This window comes from Xanthobacteraceae bacterium (assembly GCA_019454205.1).
Lineage (GTDB): Bacteria > Pseudomonadota > Alphaproteobacteria > Rhizobiales > Xanthobacteraceae.
The window spans coordinates 728,922-742,823 of the sequence record CP075369.1; the positions used below are offsets into that span (position 1 = coordinate 728,922).

The 13,902-nt window shown below is 62.8% G+C and carries 14 protein-coding genes; 5 read left to right on the forward strand and 9 right to left on the reverse strand.

What is annotated here, in order from left to right; all coding sequences use genetic code 11:
- Positions 1-52: 52 nt before the first annotated feature.
- The gene (locus KF794_03520) at positions 53-1,435 is read left to right on the forward strand and encodes a M20/M25/M40 family metallo-hydrolase (protein QYK45775.1); all 1,383 of its coding nucleotides are present in this window, start codon (positions 53-55) and stop codon (positions 1,433-1,435) included.
- A gap of 3 nt (positions 1,436-1,438) precedes the next feature.
- Here the strand turns inward: KF794_03520 and KF794_03525 are convergent, their stop codons facing one another.
- From KF794_03525 to KF794_03535, 3 genes are all read right to left on the reverse strand, one after another.
- Complete coding sequence (locus KF794_03525; GenBank protein QYK45776.1) at positions 1,439-2,104, reverse strand: haloacid dehalogenase type II; 666 nt, start codon at positions 2,102-2,104, stop codon at positions 1,439-1,441.
- A gap of 8 nt (positions 2,105-2,112) precedes the next feature.
- The gene (locus KF794_03530; protein ID QYK45777.1) at positions 2,113-3,789 is read right to left on the reverse strand and encodes a glycosyltransferase family 39 protein; all 1,677 of its coding nucleotides are present in this window, start codon (positions 3,787-3,789) and stop codon (positions 2,113-2,115) included.
- 269 nt (positions 3,790-4,058) lie between these two features.
- Positions 4,059-4,661, reverse strand: coding sequence for a superoxide dismutase (locus KF794_03535; protein ID QYK45778.1), 603 nt, complete (start codon positions 4,659-4,661; stop codon positions 4,059-4,061).
- Positions 4,662-4,834: 173 nt separating this feature from the next.
- On the opposite strand from KF794_03535, the gene KF794_03540 reads away from it, so the two are divergent.
- A complete protein-coding gene (locus KF794_03540; protein QYK45779.1) occupies positions 4,835-5,914 on the forward strand; it encodes a hypothetical protein in 1,080 nt (359 codons plus the stop codon).
- Here KF794_03540 and KF794_03545 read toward each other — a convergent pair.
- From KF794_03545 to KF794_03560, 4 genes are all read right to left on the reverse strand, one after another.
- On the reverse strand, positions 5,911-6,816 hold the full coding sequence (locus KF794_03545; protein ID QYK45780.1) for a DMT family transporter: 906 nt from the start codon (positions 6,814-6,816) through the stop codon (positions 5,911-5,913). The genes KF794_03540 and KF794_03545 overlap by 4 nt on opposite strands.
- Positions 6,813-8,933, reverse strand: coding sequence for a S9 family peptidase (locus KF794_03550; protein ID QYK45781.1), 2,121 nt, complete (start codon positions 8,931-8,933; stop codon positions 6,813-6,815). The genes KF794_03545 and KF794_03550 overlap by 4 nt, the downstream gene beginning before the upstream one ends.
- Positions 8,923-9,354, reverse strand: coding sequence for a peptide-methionine (R)-S-oxide reductase MsrB (gene msrB / locus KF794_03555; GenBank protein QYK45782.1), 432 nt, complete (start codon positions 9,352-9,354; stop codon positions 8,923-8,925). Before msrB ends, KF794_03550 begins: the two co-directional genes overlap by 11 nt.
- A gap of 103 nt (positions 9,355-9,457) precedes the next feature.
- On the reverse strand, positions 9,458-9,721 hold the full coding sequence (locus KF794_03560) for a hypothetical protein (protein QYK45783.1): 264 nt from the start codon (positions 9,719-9,721) through the stop codon (positions 9,458-9,460).
- Positions 9,722-10,078: 357 nt separating this feature from the next.
- Here KF794_03560 and KF794_03565 point away from each other — a divergent pair, with 357 nt between their 5' ends.
- Together KF794_03565 and KF794_03570 are read left to right on the forward strand one after the other, a co-directional pair.
- Complete coding sequence (locus KF794_03565; GenBank protein QYK45784.1) at positions 10,079-10,306, forward strand: hypothetical protein; 228 nt, start codon at positions 10,079-10,081, stop codon at positions 10,304-10,306.
- A gap of 1 nt (position 10,307) precedes the next feature.
- Positions 10,308-10,907 carry a DNA replication protein gene (locus KF794_03570; GenBank protein QYK45785.1) on the forward strand — a complete coding sequence of 200 codons (600 nt, stop codon included), beginning with the start codon at positions 10,308-10,310 and terminating at the stop codon, positions 10,905-10,907.
- Here KF794_03570 and KF794_03575 read toward each other — a convergent pair.
- Together KF794_03575 and KF794_03580 are read right to left on the reverse strand one after the other, a co-directional pair.
- Positions 10,904-11,329, reverse strand: a complete 426-nt coding sequence (locus KF794_03575) for a SufE family protein (protein QYK45786.1) — start codon at positions 11,327-11,329, stop codon at positions 10,904-10,906. The two genes, KF794_03570 and KF794_03575, sit on opposite strands and share 4 nt — an antisense overlap.
- A gap of 47 nt (positions 11,330-11,376) precedes the next feature.
- Positions 11,377-11,772, reverse strand: a complete 396-nt coding sequence (locus KF794_03580) for a DUF5330 domain-containing protein (GenBank protein QYK45787.1) — start codon at positions 11,770-11,772, stop codon at positions 11,377-11,379.
- A gap of 400 nt (positions 11,773-12,172) precedes the next feature.
- Here KF794_03580 and KF794_03585 point away from each other — a divergent pair, with 400 nt between their 5' ends.
- A complete protein-coding gene (locus KF794_03585) occupies positions 12,173-13,900 on the forward strand; it encodes a PAS domain S-box protein (GenBank protein ID QYK46581.1) in 1,728 nt (575 codons plus the stop codon).
- The last annotated feature ends 2 nt before the right edge of the window (positions 13,901-13,902 follow it).

Sequence of the window (13,902 nt, forward strand, 5' to 3'; positions counted from 1 at the left end):
TTCTCAGAAGCGGCCCATATTGCTAGCCTGTCCGCGAAAGCGGAGGAATCTCATGGCTCTGGATGCGGTGCTGGCGGCGGCGGACAAAAATCTCGACGCGAGCCTGGAGCGGCTGTTCGCGCTCATGCGGATCGAGAGCGTTTCGACCGATCTCGCCTTCTCGAAAAATGTGCGCGCGGCGGCGGATTGGCTCCAGCGTGAACTGACCACGCTCGGGCTGGAAGCAAGCGTGCGCGAAACCAAAGGGCACCCGATGGTGCTGGCGCACGGCAGGAAGGGCGGTGCCGGTCCTCGCGTTCTGTTCTATGGCCACTACGATGTGCAGCCGGCCGATCCCGCCGAACTCTGGAAGACGCCGGCCTTCGAACCTCGCCTTGTCACCCTGCCAAATGGCACCACGCAGATCGTCGGCCGCGGTTCTGCCGACGACAAAGGCCAGTTGATGACCTTCGTGGAAGCGCTGCGCGCGTTTCTCGATGCCGAAGGCAAGCTGCCGCTTCCGGTCACCATTCTCCTCGAAGGTGAAGAAGAAACCGGCAGCCCTTCGCTCGGGCCGTTTCTCGAAGCGAACAAAAAGGAACTGGCCGCCGACGTTGCGCTCGTCTGCGACACCGACATGTGGAACGAGACGACGCCCGCGATCACGACCATGCTGCGCGGTCTGCTGCTGGAAGAGGTCATTATTCGCGGTGCCGACCGAGATCTTCACTCTGGCCTGTTCGGCGGTGCTGCGATCAATCCGATCCGCGTATTGGGAAAAATCATCGCCGCCGTGCACGACGATCAGGGGCGCATCGCAGTCCCCGGTTTCTATGAAGGGGTCGACGAACTGGACCAAGGCGTGCGCGCGCAATGGCAGGCGCTCGACTTCGACCAGAAGAAATTTCTGGGCGAGATGGGTCTGGGCTTGCCTGCCGGCGAAAGCGGAAGGCACGTGCTCGAGCAAATCTGGTCGCGCCCGACCTGCGATATCAATGGCATCATCGGCGGATATACCGGGCAGGGATCGAAGACCGTCATTCCCGCGCAGGCTTCCGCGAAGTTTTCGTTCCGGCTGGTCGGCCGTCAGGATCCCGCCAAGCTGCGCGAGGCGTTCCGTAAATTCGTTACCGCGCTGGTTCCCGCCGATTGCAAGGTAGAGTTTCTTTCCCATGGCGGCAGTCCGGCCCTGCAACTGCCGCTCGATTCGCCTTACCTGAAGAAGGCGAGCGCCGCGCTCGGCGAGGAGTGGGGCAAGCCCGCGGTATTGAAAGGGTCGGGCGGTTCAATCCCGATCGTCGGCAGCTTCAAGCGCGATCTCGGCATGGACTCGCTGCTCATCGGCTTCGGCCTCGACGACGACCGCATCCATTCGCCGAACGAAAAATATAATCTCTCGTCGTTCCATAAGGGAACGCGAAGCTGGGTGCGGATTCTCGACAAGCTTCGCAGCTAATGTTCAGAGATCGAGGTCGGGCAGGGATTGCAGGTCCGGCACGATGAAAGCTGGAGCCAGGTTCTGATATTCGTCGGGCGCTTTGCCGCGATTTACCCAGATCGCGGTAAACCCGAAATTGGCCGCGCCTGCCACGTCCCAACGGTTCGACGACACGAAGGCGATGTCTTCCGGCTCCAGTTCGAGTGCCTCGGTAACGAGCGCATAGACCTCGCCGCGCGGCTTGTAGATGCCGATTTCATCGACAGAAATTACATGGTCGAGCAGCGGTGCGAGCTTGGCTGCGCCAATCGCGGCATCCAGCATTTCCGGTGAGCCGTTGGAGAGAATGCCGGTCACTGCGCCCGCGGCTTTCAGGCTTTGCAGGGCCGCGCGTGCATCGGGGAATGCGTCCAGTTCGCGGTAGGCGGCAAGCAGGGCCGGCTTGAGCGCCGGGTCGGCTTCGGGGAATTTGGCGAGGGCGAAATCGAGTGCGCGTTCCGTCAACCGCTCGAAATCCTCGTAGCGGTCCATCGCGCTCAGCGTCCAGGTGTATTCGAGTTGTTTGCTGCGCCAGAGTTCGGAAAGGCGTGCTGCATTCTCGCCGATACGGTCGCCATACTTGGCGATCGCAGCATGGACGTCGAATAGCGTACCGTAGGCATCGAAGATATAGGCGCCTGCGGCCATGCGTGCCGCTAGCGCCAGAAAGTGTGGATGGTCGCCTGCGGTTTCGGCGTTTCGATCTCTCCCGTTTCCGCGTAGACGCTCTTGTAATTGAGCTTACGCAGATCGTAGACGCGGGCGAACACCACATGATCGCGGCTGACTTCGGTAATCAGCGGTGCGAACAGTTCGGCGCAATAGAAGGTGCCGAGCGACACGGCAAAGTCCGCACCCTTGGCTTCGTTGGTCGCGACGAAATCCTCCCCGAGTTCGAGACCGACCACCGCGGCCGGACCACAGACCGCCACGCGCCATTTGCGGTTGATGGGTTTCTTCAATTTCAGTTCTTCGATCTTAACAAGCAGCGTCTCGGACGCTTCCTTGAAGCCGAGGCCCCAGTAATCGATCATGTAGCGGTCGGATGCACCGCGTACGCCGCCTGCAACGTGGTTGAACAGCGCATACTGGTACGGATGGATACGGACCAGATCGACCACGGTGATGCCTGCGCCGATGGCGAATGCAGCCACGCCCGCGATCACGGCCTGCCTGCGATAGGCAGCCAGCCTGTCGAACACATACGCAACCGCGACGCCTGCGAGCACGACGAAGGGCGGCACGATGAAAATAAAGTGGCGAATGCCGTTATAAAGCACCGGCCGCGTCATCACGACGATCAGCACCGGCAATACCGCTGCCGCGACGAGCAGCGTCAACGCGGCGCGTTTCGCCGGCGTGCCGTGGCCGCGCACGAGCGAAACAACTGCACCGGCGGCGCCGGCCAGCGCGAAGAAGCCGACGATCTCCGGAATCTTCAGGAGACAAAGCTTCGGCAAATAGGTGCGCGGCATTTCCGGAATCATGATCTGCGCGCCGTCGAACAGTTCTTTCCACGGCTTCTCCCAGAAATTGGAGAAGTACGCGAAGGCGCGAAGTGGATTAAGCGGCGCCTGCACCGACCACGGCCAGACCAGAGCCATCACCGCATAGGCGACGGGAATAGAAAGGGCGAGCCAGCCGACGAAGCTTACGCCGCGCCAGATCGAGTCTTTAACCCCATGTTCCTTGGCGTCGGCGAAAAGATAGACGAGCAGTGCAACGCCTGCGAACAGGAACACCAGCGCGCCGATTACGCGCGTGCCGATGAGGAGGCCTAGCGAGAGGCCGAACAGCAGGATGGTTGACGCGCGCGGCCTCGGAAATTCTTCGAAGGCGCGAACCAGCATGAACAGTACGAGCGCCATTGCAACCGCGAACGGTATGTCCTTCGCGTTGATGAACATGTGGCCGTACCAGATCGGCGTGATCGCAAGCAGCAGCACTGCCGCAAAGCCAGCGACCGGTCCCGCAACCCGTCGTGCAAGCCGCCACACGATCACAAGACCTGTAATGCCGACGATGGCGCCCATCAGGCGGCGCGTTTCGAACAGATCGGTCGAAACGAAACGGTCGAGGATGGAAGCGGCGAGGTCGAAGCCGCCGCCGTAGTAGAACAGGTTGGAGAACTCCATCGCGCGCCGGTCGGTGAAACCGCTCGCGTAATAGGAGTAGAGAATTTCGCCGTAGTGCGAGTGCGCGTAGTCGTCCCAGCCGAGACCGTAGTCCTTGAAGGTGAACATCGCGGCCGCGGTTACGATTGCGAGCGTAACGAGCGCAAGAAGATCGGCCGGGGCGGGCAGCCCGCGGTTTTGAAGGATGGAGTAGCGCATGATCTCTGGGAGGTAAGGTCTGCGTTATCGTTTTGGTTTCGCGCCGGACGAAACCTGTTGTGACCAAAGCGGCCGGCTAACGCGCTCTTCGCCTAGGTAATAGGCGATTAAGGCGGGATTCGTGCAAATTGTATGCACTCCGGCAAGCCCCTAGCCGTGCAGTGCAGCAGGCCAAGCCCTAGAACGGAAACATGAAACTAAAATAAAGGTCCCGGCGGACGGTGCCCGCCGGGACGGCAGTTCTGTCAGGTGCCTACAGAAGTGGCCGATTACGCCTTTGCGGCGGCGGCATACATCTCGGCGACGTATTCCCAGTTAACTAGGTTCTCGACGAAGGCCTTGAGGTAGTCAGGCCGGCGGTTGCGATAGTCGATGTAATAAGAGTGCTCCCAGACGTCGCAACCGAGGATCGGCAGGCCGCCATGCACCAGCGGGCTTTCGCCGTTGGGGGTCTTCATCACGACGATCTTGCCGCCCTTGACCGCGAGCCAGGACCAGCCGGAGCCGAACTGGCCGACGCCGGCCTGGATGAATTCCTCTTTCATCTTATCGACCGAGCCGAGGTCGGCGACGATCTTCTTTTCCAGTTCGCCCGGAATCTTGCCGCCGCCGTTCGGCTTCATCCACTTCCAGAAATGAAGGTGGTTGTAGTGCTGGCCGGCGTTATTGAAGACCGCCGGGTTCTTGCCGAAGGAACCTTTCACGATTTCCTCGAGGCTCTTGCCTTCGAACTCCGTGCCCTTCAGCGCGTTGTTTCCGTTATTGACGTAAGCGAGGTGGTGCTTGTCGTGGTGATACTCGAGCGTTTCCTTGCTCATGTAGGGCGCCAGCGCATCGTGAGCGTAAGGCAGATCGGGCAGCTTGAAGGTCATGCGGGGGTTCTCCTCTTCGTGTCGGCGGCTAAATAATCAGGGTGGGGCTTGTCATACAACCTGCGGCAGCGTGTAGTGGTTGTTCGCGCAGGTCTCCGAAAAGCCGCCTTCTGGTAGGATCGGTTAACGCGATACGGCTAAAAGTAGTTCATTCATCGGGAGTATAGCCGGGTATGCCCGCAGTATTGATATGGGGCGGCGTGACGCTGGCCCTCATTTCCCTCGGAATTGTCTTTGCGGGAATGCCGGAACGGGCGGCGGGGCTGGGCTTCGGCAGCGACCTGATCCATACGGGCGCGACCCTTTTCGCCGGTGGTTTGCTCATTTCTGCCTTGGGATTGGTCCTGCGCGCGCTTCGTGACGTGGCCGAGCGGGTCGAGGAAGCCGGTTTCGGAATGTCTGGCCGTCCCTCCTACAACGATGCGGAGGTGCAGGACGCGCCGATGCCGTTGCCACGCGCCAGTGCGCGTAGCGCTGCCCGCCCGCAAGACGATCGCGGCCGCGAACCTGTGCGCGACACCGCGAATGAGTTTGAAGAAGAATTGTTGGCGGAAGAAATGCGTCCTCGTGCTCCCGCGCCACGCGCTGCTGCCCCCCGCGAGCCGGAACAGCCCGTTCGTGCTGCGCGCCCGGCGGAGCGTCCGATGGAACGCGAGCCGCGCAGCGCGGAAGTCCCGCAGCGTGCCGCGCCGCCTTCGCGCTTCCCCGGCGGGGAAGTGCCGCGCCGAGGTCCGCAGTCGAATTTGCCCAAACGGGATGCCCGTTTCGGCGGTCCCGAACCTGAACTCGATCCGGAAGAGACGCCGGAACTGGATATGCGCGCGCAGCGCGGAGCGCCCCGTGATCCGCGCGGCGAAATTCCGCGTGCGCCGTCGCGCGATCCGCAGCGTGGCGACGATCCGCGCTTCGCCCGCGCCGCAGGTGCTCCGCCCGCGCCGCAGCCGATGCGTCCTACCCGTGGCCCTGCCGCGACTCCCGACCCGCGCCGCCGCGAAGCGCCGATGCAGCAATACGATGCCCGCCGCCGTGGCGAAGAACCGCCGCAGGCGCCGGAAGGCGACCCCGGCGCAGTCGTGCGTTCGGGTATCATCGCCGGCATGGCTTACACGCTCTATGCCGACGGCTCGATCGAGGCGGAATTGCCGGTCGGCACCGTGCGCTTCAACTCGGTTGCCGAATTGCAGGAGCATGTGAAGCGCTCCGGCGCGGAAGCCGACGTCGATTTCAAGGGCCAGTCGCCCGTCCCGCACTAGGCGGCGGTGACGTTCGCCTTCGCGCGCGGACGGTTCACCAGCCAGATACCGAACGCGACCAGTGCGAGCGCGATCCATAGCGCCGGGCCGATCTTCTCGTTCAGGAAGATCGCGCCCGACAGCATTGCGAACAGCGGCGACAGGAACGTGAAGGCAGCGAGCGTCGCTGCCGGATACATCCGGATCAGCGCGAACCACGCGAGATAGGATGCGAACGCGACCAGTACGATCTGGTACGCGAGCGAGGCCGCAATCAGCCCGTCGAATTTCGTGATCCCGCTCTCGCCGAGCAGCAGCGCGGCGGGAATGAACAGCGCGGTCATGGCAAGCTGATAGGCCAGCGTCTTCGCCGGATGAATTTTAATCAGCTTGGTCGATTTTATGTAGAGCGTCGTCACGCCCCAGAGGATTCCGGCGAGCAGCATCATGCCGTCGCCGATCAGCGCGCGCCATGACGGCAGCGAAAGCCCGTCCTTCACCGCCAGCGCAAGACCTGCAAACGCACAAAGCAGGCCGATGACCTGCGCGCGCCCGAGCCGTTCGTTCGGAAACAGAAAGTGCGCTCCCGCCGCGACCACGAACGGCGCGGAATAGAGAAACAGGATGCTGCGGCCGACATCGGTGAACACCAGCGCCCAGTAGATGAACGCGAACTCGGACGCGAACAGGAAGCCCGCGATCAAACCCGGAACCAGCGTGCCGTCGCGCTCGAACAGCGCAATATTGCGCACGCGGCACCAGACCAGCAGCAGAACCAGCGCGCCCGCGCAGCGCAGCCCGCTCTGGAATACGGGCGACACCGCCGCGTTCGTGACCTTGATTGCAACCTGCTGAAAACCCCAGAGCGCGGTGAGCGTCACCATCGCGCTTACGGCGATGACGTCGAGCCGGTCGCGGGTCATGCGTTTGCGTTACCGGCGACCGCCAGCGCGAACACATACGCCAGCGCGACTTCCTCCAGCCGGTCGAAGCGGCCCGCCGCGCCGCCGTGGCCCGCGTCCATGTTCATCTTCATGAAGACCGGATTATCGCTGGTATTCAGAAGGCGCAGCTTCGCGATCCACTTCGCCGGTTCCCAGTAGGTGACGCGCGGGTCGGTGAGGCCGGCAAGCGCAAGCATCGCGGGATAGGCTTTCGCGCCCACGTTGTCATAGGGCGAGTAGCGCAGCATCCGCTCCAGCACTTCCTTGTCCGTGATCGGGTTGCCCCATTCGGGCCATTCCGGCGGCGTCAGCGGCAGCGTTGCATCGAGCATGGTGTTGACCGCATCGACGAACGGCACTTCCGCGATGATGCCCGCGAACAGGTCGGGACGAAGATTGGAGATCGCCCCCATCAGCAGGCCGCCCGCGGAGCCGCCCTGCGCGACGATGCCGTCGCGCCGCGCAAACTTCTCCGCGACCAGATGTTCGGCGCAGGCGATGAAGTCCGTGAAGGTGTTTTCCTTTTTCGCTAGCTTGCCATCGAGATACCAGTGCCAGCCCTTCTCGGTGCCGCCGCGGATATGCGCGATGGCGAAGACGAAGCCGCGATCCACCAGCGACAGCCGCACGGTGGAAAAGCTGGCCGGCATCGGGATGCCATAGGAGCCGTAGCCGTAGAGCAGGCATGGCGCGGTGCCGTCGATCTTGGTGTCCTTCCGGTGCAGCAGCGAAATCGGCACGCGTTCGCCGTCCTTCGCCGTCGCGAAGATGCGCCGCGTGACGTATTGCGAGGCGTCGTGTCCGGACGGCACTTCCTGCCGCTTGCGCAATACGCGCGTGCGCGCACGCATGTCGTAGTCCCAGACTTCCGACTGCGTGGTCATCGACGAATAGGTGAAGCGCAGGTTGTCGGTCGCGAATTCGTAGCCCGACGAGTTGCCGAGCGAGTAGGCTTCCTCGTCGAACGAGATGGTGTGTTCCTCGCCGCCGGGCAACGCGCGAACGACGATGCGCGGCAGGCCTTCGTTGCGCTCCAACCGAACCATCCAGTCTTTCAGCAACGAAAGGTCGATGATCATCGTACCCTGGCGATACGGGATCAGGTCGCGCCAGTGCGCTCGTCCTGGCGTCGCGAGCTTTGTCGTGACGATCTTGAAATCTTCCGCGCCGTCGGCGTTGGTCAGGAGATAAAGCGTATCGTCCGCGGGGTGATGCTCGACGTCATAGCGCAGGCCGACCGTGCGCGGTTCGACCATGCGCGGTTTCGCGTTCGCGTCATGCAAATCGAGCAGGTGCACTTCCGAAGTATCGTGATCGCCCGTCGAGATCAGGGCGAAGCGGCCCGCCTGCAATTTGCCGACGTTTACGAAAAAGCCCTTGTCGGTTTCGCTGTAGACCAGCCGGTCCTGTTCGGTCTTGTCGCCGAGCTTGTGCAGGTAGACCTGCTGCGGCCGGTGTTCGGCATCGAGCTTCGCGTAATAGAAGCCGCTGCCGTCCGCGAGCCACACCGCGCCGCCCGCCGCTTCCGGTACGAGATCGTCGAGGTCTTTTTCCGTCGCCAGGTCGCGCACGCGCATGGCGTAGAGTTCGGAGCCTTTATCGTCCGACGACCATGCCATCAGCTTGTGGTCGGGCGAATGCCACGCACCGCCAAGCTGGAAATAGGCTTTGCCTTTCGCGAGCGCGTCGCCGTCGAGCAGCGTTTCTTCCGCGCCGCCTGCGGCCGGCTGGCGGCAGATCAGCGGATGCTGGCCGCCTTCGCGATAGCGCGAGAAATAGGCGTATGGCCCATCGCGCGAAGGCACCGAGGAGTCATCCTCCTTGATGCGTCCGCGCATTTCCTTGATCAGCGTCTGCTTCAGCGCGTCGTAGGGCTTGAAGGCTTTTTCGAAGTAGGCGTTCTCGGCTTCGAGGTAGGCGCGGATTTCCGGGTCCAGCTTGCCCGGATCGCGGATCACTTCCTGCCAGTTATCGTCGCGCAACCATGCGAAATCGTCCACGAGCGTAAGCCCGTGGACGATCTGCTGATGCGGCTTGCGTTCTGCTTTCGGCGCTTCGCCAAGCGCGGCACGATTCCAGCGCGCGTTATTTGCCATCCTTGTCGTCTGCCTTTTTGAGCTTCAGCGCATGGCCGTTCATGCAGAAGCGTTGTCCGGTCGGATTCGGTCCGTCCGGGAATACGTGGCCGAGATGCGCCTCGCAAGTCGCGCAGCGGATCTCGGTGCGGCGCATGAAATAGGAGTTGTCCTGATGCGCGCTGACGGCTTCCTTGTCGATCGGTGCGTAGAAGCTCGGCCAGCCGGAACCGGAATCGTATTTCGTATCCGAAGAGAACAGCGGCGCGCCGCAACCGGCGCAGTTGTAGGTGCCCTTGCTTTTCTCGTTCAGGTGCGGCCCCGACCATGCCGGTTCGGTGCCGTGCTTGCGCATGATGTGATACTGCTCGGGGGTGAGTTCCTTCTGCCATTCGGCATCGGACTTCATGATCTTCGGGCGGCTGGTGGTGGTTTCGGACATCGGCTGTCTCCGCTTTTCTGCGCCAGAGGTATGCCTGCGGCCGCAGGCTCGCAAGGCAAGTGCCGTACACAAGAGCGAGAGCCGGCGGGCACAGCCGGGTTCTTCACGCCGGCCCCGGAATTTCAGGATATGGCCGCCGCAGCAGCCGGACCAGCGCGAAATGACGGGCCAGATCGTAGCCCTTGCCGGAGCGCGCGCCGCGGCGCGCTGCCCTGAGCGCGCCCGCGAGTTGGGCAATCGGGCGATGCCCCGCGCCCAGAAATGCAAGCTCGCGCTTTAATTGTTCGTCCCGGTTCTCTGTACGGAATGCGCGGATAGCAGCGAACTCCGGGCCTTTGACGAGGACGGGCTTCTTCCTGACGGGCATGGGGCGGCTCCTTCGATAAACCGCCGCCACCTTGCGGGAGCGCCGTCCCTGCGGGGATAAATTCCTATTGAGAAAAGGCGATCTTTCCGCGCAACGCTTTGAATCGCGTGGCGGAATCGGTCCGCAAATTTCTTTCATGCACAGGCCCGCATCCCCGCTTTCGCCGCATTGGCTATTCTATGCTTATATTCCTATCGGCGGGAGTGAGCGTTGGAACGGAATTGGACGGATCGGACGGCGGTATTCGCGGCGGCGCGTTATCCGCGCGCGCAACAGGCGCAAGACATTGCCTTGCCGTTACAGGTTGTATGTGAGCTGGCATCGCGGCTCGGCGCGAGCGCAATCCGGCGTCATTCCATGCGCAAGGCGGCATCGCGGCAGATCGGCATGTACCTCGCGCACACCGCAATCGGTTTGCCGCTGCATGTCGTCGGAAAATATTTCGAGCGCGACCGCACCACGGCGGCCCATGCTTGCCGTCTCGTGGAAGAAAAACGGGACGATGCCGCGTTCGATGCGGAGCTTAACGAACTCGAGGCATTGCTGCGCGCAGCATGCATCGCTTCCGGCGAGCGGAGCCGCTGACATGGCAAAACGCACGCGCCGCCGCGCTGACGCGGCAAATCCATCCGCCACGCATCAGGGCATTCACGCCGCGAACAACGAGACGCGCCGCATCGCACCCGATGCGACGCATTTCAACGCCTCCGAAAGCCCGCTCGCATGGCTGGCGCGGCGAAAGGATTCTTCCGGTAAGCCAATGATCGACGCCGCGCAGTTCGCGGCCGGAGAACGATTCCGCGCGGACTTCACCCGCGCCGGTTTGTCGCCTCGCCTCGGCGCGAACTGGGCCTCGCCCGTCGCCGGTACGCGGTTCGGTGCGAGCGATCCGCTGGAGTTTTCCGATCTGGTGATTTCTGCGAAGCAGCGCCTGCGCCGCGCGCTCGATGCGGCGGGGCCGGAATTCTCTGGCGTGCTGCTCGATGTCTGCTGTTTCCTGAAAGGCCTCGAAACCGTGGAGCGCGAACGTGGCTGGCCGCGCCGCGCATCGAAGGTCGTGCTTTCGCTGGGGCTGGATCGCCTCGCGCGTCACTATGGAATTGTCACGGAGATTTCTGGCGGACGCGGAAAAATGCGTGCGTGGCAGGCGGAAGGTGCGCGACCGGAAATGAGTTTCGAGCCTTAGGTCCCGAGCGCGGCCTTCGCGTCGGCGCGCATCCGCTCCACCATCGAGCGGAAGCCGTTGGAGCGTTGCGGGGTCAGGTGCTCGCCAAGGCCGAGTTGCTTGAACAGCGCGTTGGCATCGGTTTCGAGAATCTTTTTCGCCGTTTCGCCCGAATAGAGCGCGAGCAGGATGGCGACCAGTCCCTTCACGATATGCGCGTCGCTGTCGCCACGGAAATCGAGCACGGGGCCATGAGGGCTGTCCTTGCGTTCGCTGGTCAGCCATACCTGCGACGTGCAGCCCTGCACTTTATTCTTGTCGTTGTGATCTGCGGCCGGAAGCTCCGGCAGTTTGCGGCCGAGTTCGATCACGTAGCGGTAGCGGTCGTCCCAGCTATCCAGCACGTCGAAATCGTCGATGATCTGGCTGATGCGCGCGTTCATGCGGCCCATATAGGCCGATGCCGCGCGGACCTCAACAAACTGCCCGCTTACGAGCCGGCCAGCTTCTGTTTCTGGGGCTGCTGCCAGACCGGGATGAGATCCTGTCCGGTCAGCGTATTGCGGCCGGGCTGCACCTTCGGCGTCGAGCCGGTGGTGACTTCCGCGCGCGGTGAATTCTCGCCGGTCGCGGCGGAGAGATATTCGTAGAGCATCTTCGCGCCGTACTGCGCCTTCTGCGTGAACACATGCAGCGCCTGCGAGCCGACCTCGCAGGCCTTCGGCTCGCGTTGGCAAAAGCTGCGCGCATCGGAGAGCGCGGTGGTCGCCGCTCCGATCGCCTCGAACGTGCTCACCTGCGGCGCTTTCGGATCGTTCTTCGGATCCGAAGGCAGCAGTGCGATCACGATGATCAGCCAGAATGCCAGCCGAAACAGAAAACCCATGACGCCGATAGTCCCCGCGGACCTCTTTTCCGGGTCCGTTGCAGTGAACCTACACGACGCGGTTCAAAAAACTGTTCGGCATTCGAGCGGCATCCTCCAAGTTCCGCTAGGAATTCCGAAACCATGTGCGCGCGGGCGCAGGACGCCCGAAATCGCAACCAGTCGTTCACCATATCCTCCGGAAGCTGCAAAAACCCCGATTTTTCAAGGGTTTTTGTGGTGAACCGGCCCGCCCCCGGCCGCGCTGTTTAGCGTTCGCTAAGCGGCGAAACCTACTGTGCCTGCAACAGGAGAGGGGGCGGCCCGAAACGTGCCGCTGCTGTCGTTGCGTAATTCAGTATTCGCTTCCATTCGCGGTTTTATCGACGCGCTGGTTCATCCGTCCGCGCGCCAGGACCCGTTGACGGCCGCGCGGCACCGCGCGTTCTTCGCGGTCAAGATTTTCTCCGGCTTCAGCGTGCTCGCGCTACTGCCGCTCTATCTCGCTTCGCGCGGTACTGCCGGCGCGCTGGAAGTGACCGCGCTGCTCTGGGCGCTCGCGCCTTTCCTGCTGGTGGTTTATCTCTCGCGCAGCGGCCAGTTCGAACGCGCGCACCTGCTTTCCGCCTTCGCGCTTGCGGGTCTGGTTGCGACGCTCGCCGTGATGACGGGCGGTGCTGCGAGCTTCGCCGCGCCATGGGTCGTCGTGATCGCGCTGGAGGCTTCGCTTTCCGCGTCGCGCCGCCTGATCGTTGCGACGATCTCCCTTGCCGCGCTGACCGCCTTCGGCCTCTTTACCGCGAGCGCGAACGGCTGGCTCGCCGCCTATACCGCCGCGGACCTTGATCTCCCTGCGCTGACGCTCGCTGGAACGCTGTCTGCCGCCGTCTATGCGGGCATGATCGCGCTCGCGAACAGCGCCTTCGTCCGCACCGGCAACGAAGTGCGCCGCCTGAGCGAAGCGCGCTACAAGCTCCTCGCACAGAATATGTCCGACGTGATCGCGCGCCATGCAGTCGACGGCGCCGTGACGTTCATCTCTCCGGCCATCGAGCAACTGGCAGGCGTGCCCGCCGCGCAACTGCTCGGCCACAAACTGTTCGAGCGCGTGCATATCGCCGACCGCCCGGCCTATCTCACGGCGCTTTCGGACGCTTCGCGCAGCAATGAGCCTGCTTCCGTCGAATTCCGCCTGCTCTGCGAAACGTCCGCAGCCCCGGTTTTCGCCTGGGTCGAAATGCGCGCTCGCGCCATCGAGGGCCAAGCGCAGCAGGTCGTTTCCGTGATGCGCGATATTTCCGCGCGCAAGGCCGATGCGCTGGCCGTGGAACAGGCCCGCAACGAAGCGGAAAAAGCCAACGACGCGAAAAGCAAATTCCTCGCGACCGTCAGCCATGAATTGCGCACGCCGCTGAACGCCATTATCGGCTTCTCGGAGATGCTGGCGCGCGAACAGGAAATGAAACTCGATCTCGCCCGCCGCGGCGAATATGCGAGCCTGATCCGCGATTCCGGCGAGCATCTGCTTTCGGTGGTCAACGGCATCCTCGACATGTCGCGGATCGAGGCGGGCCATTTCGAGATCGTGGCGGAGCCGTTCTCGGTGCGCCCGCTGATCGAAAGCTGCCGCAAGATGATGTCGCTGCGCGCCGAACAGGCAGGGGTTCAGCTTTTCACCGATCTGCCGGATCAGCTGCCGGAACTGAGTGCCGATCCGCGCGCCTTGTGGCAGGTCGTGATCAACCTCGTTTCCAACGCCATCAAGTTCACGGAACGCGGCGGCAAGATCGACCTTGCAGCGCGTGCGAATGGCGACCAGTTCGAATTGACCGTGACCGACAACGGCATCGGCATTCCGGAAGCCGATCTTGCCCGCCTCGGCGATCCCTTCTTTCAGGGCCGCTCTACTTACGACCGCATGTATGAGGGCACCGGCCTCGGTCTTTCCGTGGTCATGGGCCTGGTGAAACTGCACGGCGGCAGCGTGCACATCGAAAGCCGCCTGCAAAAGGGCACGCGCGTAACCGTGCGGATGCCGCTCGATTGCCAGCCAGCAGCCGCGGTAGCGGGCAAGAACTCGGTGACCAAATTTCCGGCGCGGAATTCCGCCGCAGCCGACGCTTCAAGGGGAATGAAGAAAAGTGCCTAAAC